The sequence below is a fragment of the Pseudonocardia oceani genome (assembly GCF_019263585.2).
GTDB lineage: Bacteria > Actinomycetota > Actinomycetes > Mycobacteriales > Pseudonocardiaceae > Pseudonocardia > Pseudonocardia oceani.
In genome coordinates this window covers 6,051,476-6,073,568 of the sequence record NZ_JADQDF010000001.1, presented here as the reverse complement: position 1 = coordinate 6,073,568, position 22,093 = coordinate 6,051,476, and the positions used below count along the sequence as shown (strand labels likewise).

Sequence of the window (22,093 nt, the reverse complement as noted above, 5' to 3'; positions counted from 1 at the left end):
GACGATCACCGGGGCCGCGGGCGCGGTGATCGCCGCCGACCGCACCTCACCGCTGCCGCCGCCACCGTGAGGTGCGGTGGGCGCCGATCATGCCGCCACCATCAGCCCTTGATCGCCGCCGACCGCACCACCACGGCCATCAGCAGGACCGTGCCGTCACGGCCCCAAACGATCAGCTGGGGCTGCCGGGCCCCTCGGGAAGCACCGTCAGGGTCTTCGGCGTCGACGGCAGGATCTTCTGCACGTACGACCTCGCCGCCGCCGTGGTCCCCACGTCGCGCCCCGCCGCCTCCGACAGGAACCACCGGTGCTCCAGGATCTCGTGGAACACCTCGGCGGGGGCGAGGCGGTCGGAGAGGTCGGCGGGGACCATCGCCATCACCTTGTCGTAGACCTCCGAGCGCCAGCGGTGGGCCGCCACCGACTCCGGCAGCGAGCGCCCCTCCTTCTGCTCCAGGTAGGCGCGGTGGCTGACGACGTCGTTGAGCAGGCGGCGGGCCTGGTTCTCGGTGACCTGCAGGCCGGTGAGCGTGAAGAGCCGGTGCCGGTGGCGGCCCGACTCCGCGACGCGCGTGTGGACCTTGAGCCGCGCGCCCTCGTCGGTCGTGACCAGCTCGATCTCGTCGACGTCGAAGCCGAGCTCGTTGAGGCGGTCGATCCGCTCGGCCACGCGGTAGCGCTGCTCCTCGGGCTGCAGCAGCTCCTCGCGGGTGAGCTCGTCCCACAGAGCGTGGTAGCGCAGCGGGAGCTCGGCGGCCACGGTGATGGGGTCGACGTCCGGGGGCAGCAGCCCGCCGGCCTGCAGGTCGAGCAGCTCGCCGCCGACGCGCTCGACGGCGTAGTCGATGTCGAACCCGCGCTGGCCGTCGGTGAGCGAGGGGTGCAGCTCGGCGGTCTCGGCGTCGACCAGGTAGGCCGCGACGCTCCCCGCGTCCGGGCGGAACAGGGTGTTCGACAGCGAGCAGTCACCCCAGAACAGCCCGGCCAGGTGCAGGCGGGCGAGCAGCTCGACCATCGCGTCGATCAACTGGTCGGTCGGCTGGTGCGTGTGGCCGTGGGAGAAGACGTAGCGGTAGGACATGGAGTACTCGAGGAAGCGGGTGACGAGGATGGCGTCCTGGTCGTCGCCCCGCTCGACGCAGATGCCGAGCACCGACACGGCCGGCATGCCCATCGACTCGAGCTCGCCCAGCAGCCGGTACTCCCGCCGGGCGAGTCGCTCGTCGATCTCCTTGAGCGCGTAGACCATCCCGTCGGCCTCGACGAACCGCACGACGTGGCGCGAGATGCCGCGCTGCGCCACCTCGAGCAGGTGCTCGTCGTCCCACTCCTCGAGCGGGGTGCTCCACGGCAGTGTCAGCAGCCCCGCCGCGTGCGCGGCGGGGGGCCGGAAGATGAAGCGCACCGGAGGTCCGTCAGGCCTTGGGTCCGCCGGCGACGTAGATGACCTGCCCCGACACGAACCCGGCACCCTCGCTGACCAGGAACGAGACGGTGTGCGCGATGTCCTCGGGCACCCCGGCGCGGGCCACGGGGATCTGCGCGGCGCGTGCCGAGACGTAGGTCTCCCAGTCCTCGCCGATGCGCTCGGCCGTCGCGCGGGTCATGTCGCTGACGATGAATCCGGGCGCGATGCAGTTGGCGGTGACGCCGAACTTGCCCAGCTCGATCGCGAGCGTCTTGGTGAAGCCCTGCAGGCCGGCCTTCGCGGTGGCGTAGTTGGCCTGGCCGCGGTTGCCCAGCGCGGACGTCGACGACAGGTTCACGATGCGGCCCCACTTCGCGGCCACCATGTGCTTCTGCACGGCCTTCGACATGAGGAACGCGCCGCGCAGGTGGACGCCCATCACGGAGTCCCAGTCGACCTCGGTCATCTTGAACAGCAGGTTGTCGCGCGTGATCCCGGCGTTGTTGACCAGCACGGTCGGCGCGCCCAGCTCGGCCTCGACCCGCGCGACGGCGGCCTCGACGGCGGCGGCGTCGGCCACGTCGGCGCCGACGGCCAGCGCCCGGCCGCCCTCGGCCTCGATGGCGTCGATGGCGCTCTTCGCGGCCGACTCCTCCAGGTCCAGCACCCCGACCGCCATGCCGTCGCGCGCCAGGCGCAGGGCGGTGGCGGCACCCAGGCCGCGCGCGCCGCCGGTCACGATGGCCACCCGCTGGTCGTCCGTCATGTGAGCACTCCTCGTCGCCGGGTCTTGTCGCCCCGATCCTCGCATCCGGGGGCCGGGCTCAGGGAAGGCGCCGGATGCACCGGACGCCGGGCCCGGCGGCGACCGTCCGGGCCAGGGCGGCGCCGCCGGTCTCCGCCCACCGACCGCTGGCCGCTCAGCCCCGACGGGGTGACGAGCCGTGTCGCCCCCGTCACCGTTCCGTGATCATCATGGTCGATCATCCGCCGGGGTCGGGGGCGCCGCCTGCCGCCCTCCCCGATGACGCCCGTGAGTGACCGCTGCAACCGGAATGCGAGGGCCAGTGGGCTACGCGACCTCTGCCGATCGATCCCGTCATCGCCCCGCCTGGCTGCCGCTGGCCGCCGCCGCGCTGGTCGTGCCGACCGTCCTGGCCGGTCTGACGCTGCTGTGGCCCCGCCCCCAGATCGAGGACGGGCTGACGCGCACGGCCACCGAGTCGCTCGCCGCCGCGGGCATCACCGGGGCCGGCGTGACGTTCAGCGGTCGCGACGCCCTCCTCACCGGCGTGTCGGGCCCCGAGGCGCAGCGCGCCGTCGACGTCGTCCGGGGCGTCCCGGGCGTGCGGGTGGCGACGGCCCCCGTGCCCGGCGCCCCCGAGAACCCGGGCGGCGGGGGTCCCGGCGGTCAGGGTCCGAGCGGCGAGGGTCCGGGTGGCGAGGGTCCGGGTGGCGAGGGTCCGGGTGCCGGCCCCGGTGCCGCGGCCACCGGCCCCTTCGGCATCGCGCGGCGCGGTGAGGACATCGTGCTGACCGGCGTCGTGGGGTCGGAGGAGGAGCGCACCGCGCTCGTCGCCGCGGCCACGGAGCAGGCGGGCGGGCTCACCGTCGTCGACGAGCTCACCGTCACCCCCGGCGCGCTCCCCCGGCCCGGCGTCACGGCGTCGAGCGTCGGCACGATCGCCGCGCTGCTCGGCGCCACCACCGACGGCGTCGCCGCGTCGATCGACGGCGACACGCTCACGCTCACCGGCACCGCGCCCGACTCGGCGTCCGCGCAGGCCGCCGGCCAGGCGCTGTCGGCGGTGCTGCCCGGCTCCGCGGTCGACAACCAGCTCACCGTCGACGGCGGCGGCACCGCCCCGTCCGGCGAGCTCGACGACGCCGGCAGGCGCGAGCTGCAGACCGCGCTGGACTCCCTCACCGGCGCCGCACCGGTCACGTTCGAGCCGAACAGCCCGGTGCTGACGGCCACCGGCGCCGCGACCGTCGACGCCGTCGTGCAGCTGGTGGCGCTGGTCCCCGGCGCGCGGCTGCAGGTCGACGGCTTCGTCGCCACCGGCCCGGGCGACGGCCGGCTCACCGCGCAGGAGCTGTCCGACCAGCGCGCCGCCACCGTCCGCGACGCGCTCGAGGCCGGCGGGGTGCCCGCGGAGAACATCGTCGCCCGCGGGCTCGGCGAGGGCGACTCGCCCGTCGCGCAGGCCGCCGGGCGCCGCGTGCAGATCACCGTCATCTGAATCCCGAGGAGGAGCCGTCGTGCTCTGGTTGTTCGCCCAGATCTGGGTCTGGCTGATCGTCGCGCTGGCGCTCGGGGTGCTCGCCGGGTGGCTGTTCTGGGCCCGCCCGCTGCGCCGCCGCGTCGCCGAGCTCGAGGCCACCCACGGGCAGGCGCCGCCCGCCCGCGCCGCCGCCTGACCGCCCGCCCACCGCTCCGCACTCCCTGGAGGAACTCCGTGTCCTGGCTCTACGGGCAGACCTGGCTCTGGTACCTGCTGGCGTTCCTGATCGGGGTGCTGCTGGCGTGGCTGCTCCTGGTGCTGCCGGCGGCGCGGCGCCTGCGGTCGCTGGAGCGCGGGCGCCCGGCCGCACGGGGTGCGGAGCGGGAGGACGCGGCGCCCGCCGCGGCGGCCGCGGCGCCGGTCCGCGACGAGCCCGCCCCGCACGTGGACGACGCCGTGACCGAGCAGTTCGCACCCGTCGACCCGGCGCTGGCGATGCTCGACACCTCGCGATCCCGCCCCGAGGCGCCCGCGAGCGCCGCCGGGCTGGGGGCGGCAGGTCTGGGAGCGGCAGGTCTGGGAGTGGCCGGCCTCGCCGCCGCGGCGGCGGCACGGGGCGACGACACCGAGACCACGCGGGAGATCCCGCGCGTCGGGGCCGACGACGAGACCCGCGAGATCGACCTGTCGGGCACCGAGGCCACCACGGACATCCCGATCGTGCCGCCGCCGGACGAGAGCGGCACGGGGACGACGTCGCTGATCAAGCGACCGGCCCGTGACGCCGCGAGCGCGGACGCCGACGCCACGACGGTCCTCCCGACCGCGGACGGCCCGGCCGGCGCGACGACGGAGCCGGCCGGGGCGGACACCGCTGACCCCGCCACCGACACCGACACCGACACCGACACCGGTCCCGGGGTGGGCACCGCGGCCGCGGTCGGCGCGGCCGGTCTGGGCGCGGGAGCCCTCGCCGCCGGTGCCGCGCGCAGCGACGACACCTCGCCGGACACCACTGAGGTCCACCCGACCACCACGGACGCGGTCGCGGCGGACGCGCCCACCGACGACGCCCCGACCGACGACGCCTCCGCGAACAGTGCCTCCGCGAACAGTGCCTCCGCGAACAGCGCCTCCGCGAACAGCGCCACGACGAACGCGACCGACACCACCCCGGCAGCGGGCACCACCGACGCCGGCCTCGCCACCGCGGACGTGGCGGCGGGCGACGCAGCGTCCAGCGAGACGGCGTCCAGCGAGACGGCGTCCAGCGAGACGGCCGTGACCACCCCGCAGTCCGACGCGACGGCACCCGCCGACCCGACCCCCTCCGGCACCGGCTCGTCCCCGGACACCGGTGCCGGTGTCGGCACCGCAGCCGCCGTCGGCGCGGCCGGCCTCGGCGCCGGAGCCCTCGCCGCCGGTGCCTCGCGCAGCGACGACACCTCGCCGGACACCACCGAGGTCCACCCGACCACGGCCGACACCACCGCGACCGCCGACGCCCCGACCGACACCGGCGCCGGCGCCGAGGAGCCGACGACCGGCGACACCGCAGGCGGCGGATCCACGGCCGGAACTCCGGCCCCCGCCGACGCCGGAACCCCGGCCGAGGCGGAGCCCGCAGCCGGCACCGCGTCCCCGACCGGTGCCGGGACCTCGCCCGATGAGGCGGACACCGCATCGGGCGCGCCGGTCACCCCGGCCGTCACCACCCCGGACACCGGCTCGGACCCAGGTCCGGACACCGCCGGCGGCTCCACCTCCGGCGCGGCGCTCGCCGCCGCCGGCCCGGGAGCCGGAGCGGTCACGGCCACCTCCGGTACGCGCGGCACCGACGAGCAGGACGCCCCCTACGGCCCCGGCTCCCTCCGCCCGGCCGCCGACGGCACCTCCCCCGACCCGGCCTTCGGCATCAAGGGCAACACCGACACCTCCCGCTACCACACCTCGTCCTCCCCGTACTTCGAGCGGACGCTGGCCGGGGTGTGGTTCCGCACCGCGCAGGACGCCGAGCAGGCCGGGTTCGTCGCGTGGAACACCCGCGGTCGCATCCCGCACACCCCGCAGGTCCCCGCGACCCCGCAGGGGCTGCTCGGGACGCCGGCGGCATCCGGGAGCGGGACGTCGGCGGCACCGCAGGGCGGGACGCCGACCGCGCCGCAGAGCGACGCCGTCAGGCCGGGTCGCTTCCCCGGCTCGGCCCTGCCGCTCGAGGGCGGCGCGTCGCCGTCGCCGTCGCACACGGTGAAGGGCAACGCCGACTCGATGCTCTACCACACCGTCGACTCCCCCTACTACGGCCGCACGAAGGCCGGGGTGTGGTTCACCAGCACCGCCGACGCCGAGGCCGCCGGGTTCTCCAACTGGAAGCGGCGGGCCCGCTGACGGACGTGCCAGCCGGAGCGGGGTCGGCGCCGCGCTCCTAGACTCGACGCGTGCCGACCGGAGACGCCGACGCGATCACGTGGGTCAGCGACGCGACCGGCGCGCGGACGGTCCTCTCCTCCGCCTGGCGCGCCCGGACCGGCGCCGATCCGGCCTCCGACCTGGGCGGCGGGTGGCGCCGCCGGGTTCATGCCGCCGACCTCCCGGAGTACCTGGAGCGCACCGCCGCCGCCCGCGCGGCGGGGCGCGGGTGGACCCTGGTCTACCGCCTCCGCCACGCCGACGGCACCGCGCACCCGGTCCGGGAGCACGCCGTCGCCGCCGACGGCCGGTGGGCCGGGGTCGTGCTCCCGCAGGCCGGTCGCGGCACCGGGCGCGACGCGGACGTCGAGGCCCACGACGACGCCGCGGCCGCGTTCCGCCTCCTCACCGAGCACGCCGACGACGTCATCGGCCGCCACTCCGCCGACGGGACGTGGCTGTGGGTGTCGCCCTCGGTCGAGCGGGTCGCCGGGTACCGCCCCGAGGACGTCGTCGGCCGCCACCCGCGCGACGTCGTGCATCCCGACGACGCCGACGCCCTCGACGCCGCGCTGGCCGGCCTCACCGACGACGTCCCGGCCGAGCTGACGCTGCGCCTGCGCTGCGCCGACGGCACGCACCGCTGGTTCGACCTGCACGCGCGGCGGGTCCGCGACGCCCGCACCGGCGCGGTCGAGGTGCACACGTCGAAGCGTGACGTCACCGACCAGCTGCTCGCGCAGGACGAGCTGAGCCGGTTCCGGGGCCTCGCCGACCGGGCCGCCGACCTCATCGGCACCGCCGACGCCGAGGGCGTGATCCTCTACCTCAACCCGGCGGGCCGGGAGATGCTCGGCTTCCCCGCCGCCCGCGACCTCGACCGCATGACGATGGTCGACACGGTCGCCCCGGCCGACCGCAAGCGGTTCGGCTCGGTGCTGGCCGAGGTCGATCACACCGGGACGTGGTCAGGGCCGATGCGCCTGGTCGACACCGCCGGGATCATGATCCCCGTCTGGCTGGCCGCGGCCGCCCACCGCGACCCCCGGGGCCGGATCGCCTTCTACACCGCCGTGGCCCAGGACCTGCGCGAGCGCCGCGGCGGCGAGCCCGCGCTGCAGGCCGAGCGCGAGCGCTACCGGCTCCTCGTCGCCCAGGCCCCCGTCGGCATCTGGGTCGCCGACCGCACCGGCACGACCACGTTCGTCAACGACCACATGACCGAGATCTACGGGGCCGACGCGACGGGGGTGGACGGTGTCGGACACGTCCACCCCGACGACCGCGACGCCGTCGGGCGGGAGTGGTCCGAGGCCGTGCGGCTGGGGCGGCCGTGGCGCCAGGAGTACCGGATCCTCGGCCCGGGCGGCGCCGTCCGCACCGTCACCTCGACGGCCCGCCCGCTGCACGAGGCGACCGGCACCGTCACCGGGTTCCTCGGCACGACCACCGACGTCACCGACCAGCGCGCCGCCGAGCGCGAGCGCCGCGAGGCCGCGGGCCAGCAGGCCGCGCGCCGGGTCGCGGACGCGGCGGCGGCGCGGCTGCGGGCGATGGTCGGCGGCCTGACCGCGATCGTGTGGGAGGCCGAGTGGGACGCGGACACGCGCGCACTGCGGTTCACGTTCGTCTCCGACCGGGCCGAGGAGCTGCTCGGGCACCCGGCGCGCCGCTGGATCGAGGACCCCGGGTTCTGGCCCGGGCTCATCCACGCCGAGGACCGCGAGACGGCCCTCGCCTACACGACGCGCCGCACCGCGGGCGGGTTCGACCACGACCTCACCTACCGCGCGCACGCCGCCGACGGGCGCACGGTGTGGCTCCACCAGGTCGTGCACGTCGCCCGTGACGCCGCGGGCGTGCCGCGCGCACAGGGGCTCACCGTCGACGTCACCGAGCAGCGCCGCGCCGAGCGCTCGTCGGAGGTCCTCGCCGAGACCGGACGCATGATGGCCGAGGCGGCGCCGCTGGAGCAGAAGCTCGACGCGCTGGTCCGGCTCGTGGCGCACGACTTCGGTGAGGCCGCGGCGGTGTCGCTGTGCGGGCCCGACGGCCTGCTGCGCCGCGCCGCCGTCGCCCACCACGACGACCCCGACGCCGAGCGCGCCCTGCTGCGGATGCCCCCCACCGCGCTCGACCCGCGCGCGATGGCACTGCTCGAGGCGGGCACGCCGGTCGTGCTGCGCCCCGGGGAGGGACCCGAGGCCCACCCCGCGCTGACGGTGCCGCTGCGCATCGAGGACCGCTTCGCCGGACTCCTGTCGTTCCTGGAGTTGGGTGCGGCACGCCACCACGACCGCGCCGACCTGGTGCTGGCCGCCGAGCTGGGCCGCCGGACGTCGCTGGTGCTGGAGTCCGAGCGCCGCCGCACCCGGGAGCAGCAGCTGCAGCGCCTCACGGCCGACCTGGCGACGGCCGACACCGTCGACGAGGCCGGCAGGCGCATGGTCGACCGGCTGCGCGACATCCTCGGCGCCCAGGCCGTCAGCATGTACCGCGTCGACCCCGAGCAGGGCGTGCTGCGGGTGGTGCACGCCCTCGGGTACGCCGAAGGGCTGCTGGAGCGCTACGACACCGTCCGCCTCGTCGACGGCGTGCCGCTCGCCCACGTCGCCCGCACCGCGACCCCGGTCTGGATCCACGACCGCTCCGAGTGGGAGCGCGACTACCCGCACCTGGCGGAGGTGGCCGCTCACAGCGGCCGGCACGCCGCGGCCGCGCTACCGCTGCTCTCGGGCGGCGGCGTCGTCGGCGCGGTGGGCCTGAGCTTCGCGACCCCGCGGACGTTCCCGCCCGACGAGCGCGCGTTCGTCCTGGCCCTGGCCGCGCAGGCGGCGCCCGCGCTGGAGCGGGCCGCCGCGGCCGACGAGCGCCGCGTCATCGCCGAGACCCTGCAGACCAGCCTGCTGCCGCCGACCCTGCCCGAGCTGGAGCTGCTGTCCCTGGCCGCGCGCTACCTGCCTGGCGCGCAGGGCACCCGGGCCGGCGGCGACTGGTACGACGTCCTGCCGCTCGACGACGGGCGCGTCGCGGTCGCGGTCGGCGACGTCGTCGGGCAGGGCGCGCCGGCCGCCGCCGTCATGGGGCAGCTGCGCAGCGCGCTGTCGGCCTACCTGCTGGAGGGCCACGACCCGGTGTCCGCGCTCGGCCACCTCGACCGCTTCGCCCACCGCGTACCCGGGGCCGCGGGCAGCACGGTGACCTGCTTCGTCCTCGACCCCGTCGACGGCTCGCTGACCTGGGCCCGCGCCGGCCACCCGCCGCCGCTGGTGCTCGGCCCCGACGGTCCGCGCCTGCTCGAGGACGCCACCGGCACGGTGCTCGCGGTCCGCGGCCGCCCGCCCTACGTCGCCGGGACCGCGCGCCTGCGGCCCGGGGACAGCATCGTGCTCTACACCGACGGGCTGGTGGAGCGGCGCGGCGAGGTCGTCGACGACGGGCTGGAGCGGCTGTGCACCGCAGGGCGCACGGAACACCCGTTCCCGCCCGCCGAGCTGGCCGAGGCGCTGCTCGCCTCCGGTCTCGACGACGGCCCCACCGACGACGTCGCGCTCATCGTCGCCCGCCTCATGCCGGTGCCGCTGCTGCTCGACCTGCCCGCGCTGGGCACGGAGCTGCGCACGATGCGCAAGGCCGTCGAGCGGTGGATGAACGAGGTCGGCATCGACCCCGACGAGTCCTACGACCTGCAGCTCGCGCTCGGCGAGGCCGCCGCGAACGTCGCCGAGCACGCCTACGCCGACACCACCGGGGGTCGCATGCGGATCGGACTGGCCCGCGACGGCGCCACCCGGATCGCCGTGTCGGTGTGTGACGACGGCCGCTGGCGCCCGCCGCCCGAGGACCGCGGCCACCGCGGGCGGGGCCTGGAGCTCATCCGCGAGATCGGCGACGACGTGCGCCTGGACCGCACCGGCGGCGGCACCGAGATCCACTTCACCGTGCCCGCCGTGCCGCGTCGGCCCGTCGACGTGCCGGCGCAGGTGCCGTCGACGGTGGCGTCGACGGTGCCGTCGACGGAGTCGCAGGGCCCGACGCGCCTGCGGACGCTGCGCACCCCGGAGGCCGACCGCATCGCCGTGCTCGGCGACCTCGACCCCGTCGGCGCCGCGTCGGTGCGCCCGGCCCTGCTCGCCGCGGCCCGCACCGTCGGCCCCGGGCTGGTGCTCGACCTGCGCGCCACGACCTACCTGTCGAGCGCCGGGATCGCGCTGCTCGTGGAGGTCGCGGACGCGGCGCGGTCGGCCGACCGCCGGATCCGGCTCGCCGTGACACCTGCCGGGGTGGTCGGGCGCGCGCTCGTCCTCAGCGGGGCCGACCGCCTGCTCGACCGGGTCGACGAGCAGCGCTGACGGGGCGGGGCGGGACGGGGCGGGGCGGAGACGCTCAGCGCGCCAGCAGTCCCAGCCGCGTGGCGAGCCGCGCCGCCGCGACGCGGTTGGGACAGCCGGTCTTGGCCAGCACGTGCTCGACGTGCGTGGCGACCGTCCGCACCCCGACCGCGAGGTCGCGGGCGATCTCGGGGTTGGTCCGGCCGCGCGACAGCGCGTCGAGGACCTGCAGCTCGCGCGGCGTCAGCCCGAACGGCGCGGCGACGTCCTCGTGCAGGACGACGACCCCGCCCGGCCCGCCCGACAGGCGCACCGCCAGCACCCCGCCGTCGCGCAGCACGTGCAGCGTGCCCGGGGGCGCCGGACGCCCGGCCAGCACCGCGGCGATCCGCGTGCGCAGCGGCGACCCGTCGGCCACGAGCCCGGGCCGCGCCGCCGCCGACAGCGGGGTGACGGCACCGCCCGGCGACACCAGCATCCCGTCGACGCCGCCCTCCCCCGGCGCGCCGCCGCGGACGGGCGGGGGCACCGGGTCGAGCGCGGCACCGAGGTCGTCGGCGAGCAGGTCGAGCAGCGCGACCACGTCGTCGTCGGGGTGGCCGGGGTCGAGCGTGCTGGCGTTGAGCATGCCGACGTAGCGCCCGTCGGCGGCGAACAGGCACTGCGTGAGGCCGTCGCGGAAGCCCAGCGGGCCGATCACCGACTCGAAGATCTCGCCGCGGCGCCGGGCCGGGGCGAGGTCGCGCACCCGGACCGGGACGCGTCCGGCCCGCACGACGCCGAACAGCGGGTCGGCGTGCATCCGGGCGTCGAGGAAGGCCGTGGTGGCCGCGGGGTAGGACGCGGCGAGCGTGACGTGGCGGCGCCCGGCCGGGTCCCAGCGGGAGATCGCCGCGCAGTCGGCGGGCACGACGCGGCGCAGGCCCTCGAGAACGGCGGCCGCCGCGGCCGGGGTGCGGGCTCCCGTCCGGCGCAGCACGGAGCGCAGCTCGCGGGCTGCGGTCGGCGCGCTCATCCCGGCGACCGTACGCAGGCCGGACGCCCGCGGGAAGGGACCGGACGCCGCGGGGCCATCGGTCGGATGACCGATCCGCCGCGGCGCCGCGCGCCCTAGCGTCGCCGCCACACCCCCGGACGAGGAGCACCACATGCGCGCCGACGAGTACGCCGACCACGACGCGACGGCGCTGGCCGCCCTGATCCGCGACGGCGAGGTGTCGGCGGGCGAGGTCCACGCCGCCGCGGCCGAGGTTATCGACGCGGTGAACCCGACGCTGAACGCGCTGGTGCAGCCCCGGTTCGCCGACCCGCTCGCGCACGACGCCGCGGGCCCGTTCGGCGGCGTCCCGTTCGCGATCAAGGACCTGATCCTGCACGCGGAGGGCGTGCCGCAGCGGGCCGGGACGCGGATGCTCGGCGACGGCGTGCCGATGCCGGCCGACTCCGCGCTCATGACGCGCTTCCGCCGCGCCGGGCTGGCCGCGACGGGAGTGACGGCCACGCCGGAGTTCGGCTTCAACGCCAGCACCGAGCCGGTGGCGACCGGTGCGGTGCACAACCCGTGGGACACGACCCGCAGCCCCGGTGGCTCCAGCGGCGGCTCGGCCGCGCTCGTGGCCGCCCGCGCGCTACCGGTGGCCCACGCCAACGACGGTGGCGGCTCGATCCGCATCCCGGCCGCGGCCTGCGGACTGGTCGGGCTCAAGCCGAGCCTGGGCCGCGTCTCCCCCGGACCCGACTACGCCGACCCGCTGCTCGGGCTGGGCGTCGAGTTCGCCGTGACCCGCACCGTGCGCGACTGCGCGGGCCTGCTCGACGCCGTGCACGGCTCCGAACCCGGCGACCGGCACCTGCTGCCCGCCCCCGGCCGGCCCTTCCTCGACGAGGTCGGCGCGGGCGCCGCACCGCTGCGGATCGCGCTGTGCACGACGCCGTTCTCCGGCGGGGGCGCCGTCGACCCCGACTGCGTCGCGGCCACCCTGGTCGCGGCGCGGGCGCTGGAGGCGCTCGGGCACGTCGTCGAGGAGGCCTCCCCCGAGCTCGACGCCGACGCGGTCGACGAGGCCAACCTCGTGGCCTGGACGAGCTTCCTGGCCGACGGCGTCGACGGCCTCGCCGCCCTGCTCGGCGTGACGCCGGGCCGCGACACCCTGGAGGCCACGACGCTGGCCTGCGCGAACCACGGCCGGGAGCTGAAGGCCTCGGACCTCTACGCCGCCGAGCGGACGTTCAACACCGCGCGCCGCGCCGTCGCCGCGTTCCACCAGCGCCACGACGTGGTGCTGACCCCGACGATGAACGTGCCCAACACCGAGCTGGGGCACCTGCACGCCGACGACGACTCGCTCGACGCCCGCGGCTGGTACGACCGCATCTTCGCCGTCGCCGGTTTCACCGCCCTGGCCAACATCACCGGCAACCCGGCGATCTCGCTGCCCCTGGGCCGCACCGCGCACGGATGGCCCGTCGGGGTGCAGCTGATGGGCGCCTACGCGGCGGAGTCGACGCTGCTGGCCCTGGCGGGCGACCTGGAGCGCGCCCTGCCGTGGGCCGCCCACCGCCCGGAGGCCGCCCTGGCGGAGGCCGGCCGGGCGTGAGCGTCAGTCGAACAGCTCCGGCTGCTCGCTGCTGATCCGCTCCCAGATCGGCTGGAACTGGAACCAGCCGGCGAACTCGTAGCCGACCTGGCCGCGGGTGAGCTCGGCCTCCTCGTGCCCGATGCGGCGCGGCGGGCGGCCGAGCCCCGCGGCCGCGGCGTACGCGTCGAGCTGGCAGCGGGCCGTGCGCTCCAGGGTGAGGAACCACCAGGCCGCGCTGTCGACGCTCGTGCCGACCGTGAGCATGCCGTGGTTGCGCAGGATCACGGCCTTGTGCGACCCGAGGGCGACCCCGATGCGCCGGCCCTCCTCGCGGTCGAGCACGACGCCGGTGAAGTCGTCGAACACGCCCACGTCGTCGTAGAACGCGCACGCGTCCTGGGTGAGCGGCTCGATGCCCATCTCGAGGCTCGACAGCGTCTTGCCCGCCGGGCCGTGGGCGTGCGCGGCCGCGAGGACGTCGGGCCGGGCCGCGTGCACGGCGCAGTGGATGGCCACGGCCGCGCCGTTGACCGCGCGGTCGCCCTCGACGACCTGCCCGTCCTCGTCGACGCGCACCAGGTCGCTGCTGCGGATCATCGAGAAGTGCATGCCGAACGGGTTGACCCAGAACGCGTCGGGCTCCGCCGGGTCGCGCACCGTGACGTGCCCGGCGACGCCCTCGTCGAGCCCGGCGCGGCTGAACATCCGGAACGCGGCGGCCAGCTTCGCCTTGCGGTGGGTGCGCTCCTCCTCGACGGTGGCGAACTCCTGCGGGCGGGCCATGCGCAGGCCGCGCCCGTCGGCGCCGGTGGTGGCGGCGCCTGCGGGTGGCGTGGTGGTGGTCACGTGGGCCTCCTCGTCGTCGGGCCCAGTGTGCACCCCGGCCCCGACATGATCGAGGATCGCGGGGATGACCGGGGACGGGTGGACGCGCTGGGCCGTCCTCCTCGCGCTGACGGCCGCGGTCACCCTGGTGATCGCCGCGTTCGGCGTCCCGTCCCCCGCGCTGTTCGGCGGTCTGCTCGTCGCGACCGTCCTCGCGCTGGCCGGGCGCGCCCCCGAGCACGTCCCGGACGGGGCGACCACTACGGCCCAGGCCGTCATCGGCGTCGTCATCGGGCTGCTCGCCCAGCCCGGGACGCTCGGGGCGGTGGCGCAGAACTGGGTGCCGGTGCTGCTCGTGGCGGTCGGGACGCTGGCCGTGAGCATGGGCGCGGGGCTGCTGATGGGCGTGCGCCGCGACGTCTCGCCGCTGACCGGCATGCTCGCGCTGACCGCCGGCGGCGCGTCGGGGCTCGTCGCCGTCACCCGGGAGCTGGGCGGCGACGAGCGGCTGGTCGCCGTGGTGCAGTACCTGCGGGTCGGGATCGTCACCGCGACGATGCCGGTCGTCGCCGCGCTGGCGTTCGGCGCGACCGTCACCGGCGGCACCGGCGACGGCCCGGGCCCGGGCGCCCCGTGGCCCGTCGACCTGGGGTTCCTCGCCGTCTGCGTCGGGGCGGGGCTGCTGCTCGCCCGCCTGGTGCGCGTGCCCGCGGGCGGGCTGCTCGGCCCGATGGCGGTGGCGCTCGCGCTGAGCCTCGGGGGGCTGTCGTTCGGGGCGGAGTCGCCGGTGCTGCTCGTCGAGATCGCCTACGCGGTGATCGGCTGGCAGGCCGGCGTCCGGTTCACCCGCGCCTCGCTGCGCACGGTGCTGGGCGCGCTGCCGCTGGCCACGGCGCTCATCGCCGCGGTCGTGGCGCTGTGCGCGGGTCTCGGGCTGCTCCTCTCGCGGCTCACCGGCGTCACGCCGCTGGAGGGCTACCTCGCCACCACCCCGGGCGGGGTCTACGCCGTGCTGGCCACCGCGATCTCGGCCGGCGGCGACGTGACGTTCGTGGTGGCCGTGCAGGTGCTGCGGGTGGTCCTCATGCTCCTGGTGGCCCCGGCGGTCGCGCGGCTCGTGGGCCGGCGGGGGACCTGACGCGGCATGATCGTCGTGTGACCCCCGAGGAACTGTTCCGGGCCGCCCACACCGGCCTCCCCCGCGAGGCGCCGGGCTCCCCAGCCACGACGCGGCTGCTGCTCGGGCTGGCCGGTCCGCTGCCCGCCCGGCCGCGGATCGTCGACATCGGGTGCGGCACGGGGCCGGCCACGCTGCTGCTGGCCCGCGAGACCGGCGGGCCGGTCGTCGCCGTCGACACCCATCGCCCGTTCCTCGAGCGCCTGGCCGCCGACGCCGCGGGCCTCGACGTCCGCACCCTGGAGGCGTCGATGGACGACCTCCCGCTCCCCGACGGCTGCGCCGACCTGGTGTGGGCCGAGGGGTCGGCCTACGTCATGGGGTTCGACGCCGCCCTGCGATCGTGGCGCCGGCTGCTCGCGCCCGGCGGCGTCCTCGTCCTCACCGAGGCCGAGTGGACGACGCCGCGCCCGGCGCCCGGCGCCCGCGCGTTCTGGGATCCGGGCTACCCCGGCATGCGCACGACCGGCGCGAACGTGACGGCCGCGCAGGACGCCGGCTGGACCGTCGCCGCCACCTACCTCCTCCCCGACGCCGACTGGGCCGCCTACTACGGCCCGCTGACCGAGCGCCTCGCCGACCTGCGCCGCGAGCACCCGGGCCACGACGAGGTGCTCGACGGGATCGGCGCGGAGATCGGCGTCCGCGACGCCCACGGCGGTGACTACGGCTACACCGCGTACGTCCTGCGACCGCGGAGGGTGTGAACCGCGGGCGGTGGGGGTAGCCCCTGCCGGAAGCATCCGACGAGCGCAGGAGGTCCCGATGGGTACCGACGACAAGGTCGAGAACAAGACCGAGGAGCTCAAGGGCAAGGCGAAGGAGGGCGTCGGCCGCGCGACGGACGACGAGAACCTCGAGGCCCAGGGGCGCAACGACCAGGCCAAGAGCAGCCTCAAGCAGGCCGGCGAGAAGGTCAAGGACGCCTTCAAGAGCTGAGCCCGACCGCAGCGGGGAGCCCCGGCCGACGGCCGGGGCTCTTTCGCGTATCGGCGGGCCCACCGGCTCCCGCGCACCGATCGCCCTCCCGCGCGCGTCCGGAGCACCCCACCCGCGAGGCGTCGCCCGCCTTCGCGCGGCGCGCCTTCTTTCCCTGTGTGCCTGTCGGTCCTCCGGGTTACCGTCCCCGCATGACCGCGATCGCCACCTTCGCCCTCGTCGCGCTCGACTGCCCCGACCCCGCGGCCCTGGCCCGCTTCTACTCCGCCGTCACCGGGTGGGAGATCGACCGGGAGCCGCCGGACGGCCCGCCGCTGGAGGACGAGGACGGGGAGCAGTCCGACTGGGTGCAGCTGCGCGCCCCGGGCGGCGGCGCCACCATCGCGTTCCAGCAGGTGGAGGACTACCGCGCGCCGGAGTGGCCCGGCGCCGAGCACCCGCAGCAGGCCCACATCGACTTCGACGTGCCCGACCTCGACGCCGCCGAGGAGCGCCTGCTCGGGATCGGCGCCCGCAAGCACGAGTTCCAGCCCGGGAAGACCTTCCGCGTCTACCTCGACCCGGTGGGCCACCCCTTCTGCCTGGTCCTGTCGTGAGCGCCGGTGCCACCGGCAGCGCCGAGGTCACCACCCTGGCCGAGCTCGACGACCTGATCGGCGTCCCGATGCCGTGGATCGCCGACAAGGCCCGCGACCGCCTCGACGCCATCGACGTCGAGTGGATCGCGCACTCGCCGTTCTGCCTGGTCGCCACGAGCGCCGCCGACGGCACCTGCGACGTCTCCCCCAAGGGCGACCCGGCCGGCTTCGTCCGCGTGCTCGACGACCGCACGCTCGCGATCCCCGAGCGCCCGGGCAACCGGCGCATCGACGGGTACCGGAACATGATCACCAACCCGCACATCGGGATCCTGTTCCTGGTTCCCGGGCGCTCCGACACGCTGCGCGTCAACGGGCGGGTGCGGGTGCTGCGCGACGCCCCGTACTTCGACGACATGGTGGTCAAGGGGCACCGCCCGCTGCTGGCCGCCGAGGTCACGGTCGAGGAGATCTTCTACCACTGCGCGAAGTCGTTCCTGCGCTCCCACCTGTGGAAGCCCGAGGAGTGGCGGCCCGACGCGCTGCCGTCGCGGGCGAAGATCGTGCAGGCGCTCGAGCGGACGTCCGACCCGCTCGAGGAGGTGCAGGCCTACTACGAGAGCCCCTCCTACAACGACGGCCTGTACCAGCAGAACCTCTAGGGCAGCTCGCGCACCGCGTCCAGCCGCGCCCGGGCCGCGGCCGGGTCGGGCGTGCGGTCGCGCCCGGCGCCGTCGAGCAGCGCCACCGCCTCGTCGACGGCCCGGCGCAGCCGCCCCACCTCGGCCGCGCGCAGCGCGAGCTCGGTGTGCATCGACCACAGGTCGACGAACACCGCCACCTTCGAGCGCAGCACCCACGGGTCGAACGGCTTGGTGATGTAGTCGACCGCGCCGGCCTGGTAGCCGCGGAACGCCAGGTGCGGGTCGTAGTCGACGGCGGTGAGGAACAGGATCGGGATGTGGCGGGTGCGCTCGCGCTGCTTGACGTGCCCGGCGGTCTCGAAGCCGTCCATGCCGGGCATGTGGGCGTCGAGCAGGATCACCGCGTAGTCGCCGGTGAGCAGGCGCTTGAGCGCGTCCTCACCGCTGGTGACCGACTCGATCTCGATCGGCAGGCCCTCCAGGATCGCCTGCAGGGCCAGCAGGTTCTCGCGCCGGTCGTCGACGGCCAGCACCCGGGCGATGCTCACGACACGACCCTCCCCGCCACGCAGGCGCCCATCAGCGCCAGCAGCTCGTCGAGGTCGACCGGCTTGGTGACGTAGTCGGTGGCGCCGGCGGCCAGGCTGGACTCGCGGTCGCCCGGCATGGCCTTGGCCGTCAGGAACACGACCGGGAGGCCGCTGCCGTGGGGCAGGGCGCGGATGCGTCGGGTGGTCTCGTTGCCGTCGATGTCGGGCATCATCGCGTCCATCAGCACGATGTCGACACCGGGGTGCTCGGTCAGCATCGCGATGCCGTCGTGGCCGTTCTCGGCGTAGAGCACCGTCAGCCCGTGCAGCTCCAGCGCGCTGGTCAGGGCGAACACGTTGCGCACGTCGTCGTCGATGATCAGGACGGTGACGCCGTCGAGCCCCGGGACGCTCGGCGCGCCCGCGCCGGGCGGGTGCGGCAGGCCCCGGGCCGCCCGCAGGATCGGTGAGCTGCGCTCCGGGCGCGCCACGTCGCCGGACGGTAGCGGGTCGGGTACGGCCTGCGAGCCCCGCGGCGCGATCCGGGCCGTCGAGGTGACCGCCGGCAGCTCGTCGGGCAGGAACAGCGTGAACTCCGAGCCGCCGCCGACGCTGGAGGACACGTCGATCCGCCCGCCGAGCAGCCGCGCCAACTCCTTGCTGATCGACAGGCCCAGACCCGTGCCGCCGTACTTGCGGCTCGTGGTGCCGTCGGCCTGCTGGAACGCCTCGAAGATCATCGCGAACTTGTCCTCGGGGATGCCGATGCCGGTGTCGCGCACCGAGAACGCCACCACCTGGCGGGCGCCGTCGAGCGCGGGCACGCCGTAGAGCGTCCCGGACGGGGCGGGCCGCATCCCGAGCGTCACCGACCCGGCGTCGGTGAACTTCACGGCGTTGGAGAGCAGGTTGCGCAGGATCTGCTGCAGCCGCTGCGCGTCGGTGGTGATCGTGGCGGGCAGGTCCGCCGCGCCCTGTACCCGCAGCTCCAGGCCCTTCTCCTCGGCCTGCGGCCCGAAGGCGTGGGTGACGTAGTCACGCACCTCGGCCAGGTCGACGACGGTCGAGTGCACGTCGACGCGGCCGGCCTCGATCTTGGACAGGTCCAGGATGTCGTCGATCAGCAGCAGCAGGTCGGAACCGGCGCCGTGGATGGTGCTGGCGAACTCGATCTGGCGGGCGGTGAGGTTGTCGTCGGCGTTGTCGGCCAGCAGGCGCGACAGCAGCAGCAGCGAGTTGAGCGGCGTACGCAGCTCGTGGCTCATGTTCGCCAGGAACTCGGACTTGAACTGGTTGGCCAGCGCGAGCTGCTGCGCCTTCTCCTCGACGCCGCGGCGCGCCGCGTCGATCTCCATGTTCTTGATCTCGACGTTGCGGTTCTGCTCGGAGAGCTGCTCGGCCTTCTCCTCCAGCTCGGCGTTGGCACGCTGCAGCTCGGCCGACTGGTCCTGCAGCTCCGTGGCCAGGCCCTGGCTCTGCGCGAGCAGCTCCTCGGTGCGGCGGTTGGCCTGGATCGTGGCCAGCGCGACACCGATCGTCGCGACCAGGCGCTCCAGGAACGCCAGGTGCAGCGGCGAGAACGGCGTGACCGACCCGAACTCGATGACGCCGAGCGACTCCCCCTCGAACGGCACCGGCAGCACGACGACCGCGCGCGGCGACGCCGAGCCGGTGCCCGAGCTGATCGGCAGGTAGTTGTCGGGGACGTCGGTGAGCAGGATCGTCTCGCCGGTGGCCGCCGCCTGGCCGACGAGTCCCTGGCCCGAGCGCACCGCCACCGGCGGGTCGTCGACGGCCATGGCGTAGCCGCCGGTGAGGATCCAGCGCCGGTCGGCCGCGGTGGCGTCGACGCCGCGCTCGCTGCGCCCGGGGGCCAGGAAGAACGCCCCCACCTGCGCCCCGACCAGCGGCGCCACCTCGTTCATGATCATCTGACAGACCGCGCCGAGGTCGCGCTGGCCCTGCAGCAACCCGCCGATGCGGGCGAGGTTGGAGTCGAGCCAGCCCTGCTCGGCGTTCTTCGTGGTGGTCTCGCGCAGGGCGCCGATCATCGTGTTGATCGTGTCCTTGAGCTCCGCCACCTCCCCCAGCGCCGCGACGCGGATCTGCTGGGTGAGGTCGCCGCTGGCGACCGCCGTGGACACCGCGGAGATCGCGCGCAGCTGCGTGGTGAGCGTGGAGGCGAGCTGGTTGACGTTCTCGGTGAGGTCGCGCCAGGTGCCCGAGACGCCGCGGACCTGCGCCTGCCCGCCGAGCTTGCCCTCCGTGCCGACCTCGCGGGCCACGCGCGTGACCTCGTCGGCGAAGCCCTGCAGCTGGTCGACCATCGTGTTGACCGTCGACTTGAGCTCCAGGATCTCCCCGCGCGCGTCGACGGTGATCTTCTGCGACAGGTCGCCGCGGGCCACCGCCGTGGTCACCTGCGCGATGTTGCGGACCTGCCCGGTCAGGTTGGACGCGAGCTCGTTGACGTTCTCGGTGAGGTCGCGCCACGTCCCCGCGACGCCCTCGACCTCCGCCTGGCCGCCGAGCTTGCCCTCGATGCCGACCTCGCGCGCCACCCGCGTCACCTCGTCGGCGAACGAGGACAGCTGGTCGACCATCGTGTTGACCGTCGACTTGAGCTCGAGGATCTCGCCCCGGGCGTCGACGGTGATCTTCTGCGACAGGTCGCCCTGCGCCACCGCCGTGGTGACCTGGGCGATGTTGCGGACCTGGCGGGTGAGGTTCGAGGCGAGCTCGTTCACGTTCTCGGTGAGGTCGCGCCACGTCCCCGCGACGCCCTTGACCTCGGCCTGGCCGCCGAGCTTGCCCTCGGTGCCGACCTCGCGCGCCACGCGCGTCACCTCGTCGGCGAACGAGGAGAGCTGGTCGACCATCGTGTTGACCGTCGACTTGAGCTCCAGGATCTCCCCGCGCGCATCGACGGTGATCTTCTGGGAGAGGTCGCCGCCCGCCACCGCGGTGGTCACCTGGGCGATGTTGCGGACCTGGCCGGTAAGGTTGGAGGCCATGTAGTTGACGTTGTCGGTGAGGTCGCGCCACGTGCCGGCGACGCCGCGCACCTCGGCCTGCCCGCCCAGGCGCCCCTCCGTGCCGACCTCGCGGGCCACCCGGGTGACCTCCGCGGCGAACGACGAGAGCTGGTCGACCATCGTGTTGACCGTCGACTTGAGCTCCAGGATCTCGCCCCGGGCGTCGACGGTGATCTTCTGCGACAGGTCGCCGCGGGCCACCGCCGTGGTCACCTGCGCGATGTTGCGGACCTGCCCGGTGAGGTTCGAGGCGAGCTGGTTGACGTTCTCGGTGAGGTCGCGCCAGGTGCCCGACACGTTCGGCACCGCCGCCTGGCCGCCGAGCTTGCCCTCGGTGCCCACCTCACGCGCCACGCGCGTGACCTCCGCGGCGAACGACGACAGCTGGTCGACCATGAGGTTGACCGTGGTCTTGAGCTCCAGGATCTCGCCCCGGGCGTCGACGGTGATCTTCTGCGACAGGTCGCCCTGCGCCACCGCGGTGGCGACCTGGGCGATCCCGCGGACCTGGTCGGTCAGGTTGGTCGCCATCAGGTTGACGGCGTCGGTGAGGTTCTTCCACGTCCCCGCGACGCCCGCGACCTCGGCCTGCCCGCCGAGCTTGCCCTCCGTCCCGACCTCGCGCGCCATGCGCGTGACCTCGTCGGCGAACAGCGCCAGCGTGCCGGTCAGCGAGTTGATCGTCTCGGCCAGCTCGGCGACCTCGCCGCGCGCGGCGACGGTGATCGTGCGCGAGAGGTCGCCCTGCGCGATGGCGGTGGCGGCGCTGGAGATCGAGCGCACCTGGTTGGTGAGGTTGCTGGCCATCGTGTTCACCGAGTCGGTGAGCGCGCGCCAGGTGCCCGCGACGCCGCGGACGTCGGCCTGCCCGCCCAGCCGCCCGTCGGTGCCCACCTCGCGGGCGACGCGCGTGACCTCGTCGGCGAACGAGGAGAGCTGGTCGACCATCGTGTTCACGGTGCGGCCGATGCGCCGGAAGTCGCCGCGCAGCGGGCGGCCCTCGATCTCCAGGGCCATGTGCTGGGACAGGTCGCCGTCGGCGACGGCCTCGATGACGCGCGCGATCTCGGCGGTCGGCGCGGCGAGGTCGTCGATCAGGGCGTTGACGGCTTGCACGCCCGTGGCCCAGTCGCCGTCGTAGGACTCCTCGTCGAGGCGGTCGGACGTGCGGCCCTCCCGGCCGACCACGCGGCTGATCCGCAGCAGGTCGCGGTTGCGCCGCCCGGCGATCGCGACGACCGCGTTGAAGTGGTCGGCGACCTCCCCGGGGAGCCCGTCGCGCTGGGGCAGCCGCACGTCGAACCGGCCGCGGCGCACCGCGTGCAGCGCGTCGGCCAACTCCCGCAGGAGCCCCGCCTCGTCGGTTCCGGCATCGCCGGGCCGGGTCGTCTCCGCCGTCACGAATCCTCCCGA

16 protein-coding genes are annotated in these 22,093 nt (G+C 75.5%); 10 read left to right on the top strand and 6 right to left on the bottom strand.

Annotated features, from left to right (window positions below; genetic code table 11):
- Positions 1-172: 172 nt before the first annotated feature.
- A complete protein-coding gene (locus tag I4I82_RS30435) occupies positions 173-1,405 on the bottom strand; it encodes a DUF4032 domain-containing protein (RefSeq protein ID WP_218593155.1) in 1,233 nt (410 codons plus the stop codon).
- A 10-nt stretch (positions 1,406-1,415) separates the two neighbouring features.
- On the bottom strand, positions 1,416-2,174 hold the full coding sequence (gene fabG / locus I4I82_RS30430) for a 3-oxoacyl-ACP reductase FabG (RefSeq protein WP_218593154.1): 759 nt from the start codon (positions 2,172-2,174) through the stop codon (positions 1,416-1,418).
- A 301-nt stretch (positions 2,175-2,475) separates the two neighbouring features.
- On the opposite strand from fabG, the gene arfA reads away from it, so the two are divergent.
- Genes arfA through I4I82_RS30410 form a run of 4 tightly spaced genes read left to right on the top strand, consistent with a single transcriptional unit; the run spans position 2,476 to position 10,394 of the window.
- Complete coding sequence (gene arfA / locus I4I82_RS30425; RefSeq protein WP_218593153.1) at positions 2,476-3,651, top strand: channel-forming protein ArfA/OmpATb; 1,176 nt, start codon at positions 2,476-2,478, stop codon at positions 3,649-3,651.
- A 19-nt stretch (positions 3,652-3,670) separates the two neighbouring features.
- Positions 3,671-3,829: a hypothetical protein gene (locus I4I82_RS30420; RefSeq protein WP_218596294.1), complete on the top strand. Its 159-nt coding sequence runs from the start codon at positions 3,671-3,673 to the stop codon at positions 3,827-3,829.
- A 38-nt stretch (positions 3,830-3,867) separates the two neighbouring features.
- Complete coding sequence (locus tag I4I82_RS30415; protein WP_218596293.1) at positions 3,868-6,021, top strand: sunset domain-containing protein; 2,154 nt, start codon at positions 3,868-3,870, stop codon at positions 6,019-6,021.
- Positions 6,022-6,071: 50 nt separating this feature from the next.
- Positions 6,072-10,394 (top strand): PAS domain-containing protein, encoded by a 4,323-nt coding sequence (locus I4I82_RS30410; RefSeq protein WP_218596292.1) that lies wholly within the window; start codon positions 6,072-6,074, stop codon positions 10,392-10,394.
- Positions 10,395-10,428: 34 nt separating this feature from the next.
- Here I4I82_RS30410 and I4I82_RS30405 read toward each other — a convergent pair whose 3' ends face one another.
- A complete protein-coding gene (locus I4I82_RS30405) occupies positions 10,429-11,388 on the bottom strand; it encodes a helix-turn-helix transcriptional regulator (RefSeq protein WP_218596291.1) in 960 nt (319 codons plus the stop codon).
- 133 nt (positions 11,389-11,521) lie between these two features.
- On the opposite strand from I4I82_RS30405, the gene I4I82_RS30400 reads away from it, so the two are divergent.
- Positions 11,522-12,970 carry an amidase gene (locus tag I4I82_RS30400; RefSeq protein WP_218590701.1) on the top strand — a complete coding sequence of 483 codons (1,449 nt, stop codon included), beginning with the start codon at positions 11,522-11,524 and terminating at the stop codon, positions 12,968-12,970.
- Positions 12,971-12,973: 3 nt separating this feature from the next.
- On the opposite strand, the gene I4I82_RS30395 is transcribed toward I4I82_RS30400, so the two are convergent.
- Positions 12,974-13,798, bottom strand: coding sequence for a class II aldolase/adducin family protein (locus I4I82_RS30395; protein WP_226370336.1), 825 nt, complete (start codon positions 13,796-13,798; stop codon positions 12,974-12,976).
- 64 nt (positions 13,799-13,862) lie between these two features.
- Here I4I82_RS30395 and I4I82_RS30390 point away from each other — a divergent pair, with 64 nt between their 5' ends.
- The 5 genes from I4I82_RS30390 (at position 13,863) to I4I82_RS30370 (ending at position 17,133) form a co-directional block, all read left to right on the top strand.
- Complete coding sequence (locus I4I82_RS30390; RefSeq protein ID WP_218590700.1) at positions 13,863-14,915, top strand: AbrB family transcriptional regulator; 1,053 nt, start codon at positions 13,863-13,865, stop codon at positions 14,913-14,915.
- A 17-nt stretch (positions 14,916-14,932) separates the two neighbouring features.
- Positions 14,933-15,661 carry a class I SAM-dependent methyltransferase gene (locus tag I4I82_RS30385; RefSeq protein WP_218590699.1) on the top strand — a complete coding sequence of 243 codons (729 nt, stop codon included), beginning with the start codon at positions 14,933-14,935 and terminating at the stop codon, positions 15,659-15,661.
- Between the two features lie 58 nt (positions 15,662-15,719).
- Positions 15,720-15,893, top strand: coding sequence for a CsbD family protein (locus I4I82_RS30380; protein WP_218590698.1), 174 nt, complete (start codon positions 15,720-15,722; stop codon positions 15,891-15,893).
- A gap of 191 nt (positions 15,894-16,084) precedes the next feature.
- Positions 16,085-16,489, top strand: a complete 405-nt coding sequence (locus tag I4I82_RS30375) for a VOC family protein (RefSeq protein WP_218590697.1) — start codon at positions 16,085-16,087, stop codon at positions 16,487-16,489.
- Entirely contained in the window at positions 16,486-17,133 is a 648-nt protein-coding gene (locus tag I4I82_RS30370; protein ID WP_226370335.1) for a pyridoxamine 5'-phosphate oxidase family protein, read from the top strand. Before I4I82_RS30375 ends, I4I82_RS30370 begins: the two co-directional genes overlap by 4 nt.
- On the opposite strand, the gene I4I82_RS30365 is transcribed toward I4I82_RS30370, so the two are convergent.
- Entirely contained in the window at positions 17,130-17,663 is a 534-nt protein-coding gene (locus tag I4I82_RS30365; protein WP_218590696.1) for a response regulator, read from the bottom strand. The genes I4I82_RS30370 and I4I82_RS30365 overlap by 4 nt on opposite strands.
- Entirely contained in the window at positions 17,660-22,081 is a 4,422-nt protein-coding gene (locus tag I4I82_RS30360) for a HAMP domain-containing protein (RefSeq protein ID WP_372451474.1), read from the bottom strand. The genes I4I82_RS30365 and I4I82_RS30360 overlap by 4 nt, the downstream gene beginning before the upstream one ends.
- Positions 22,082-22,093 lie beyond the last annotated feature (12 nt).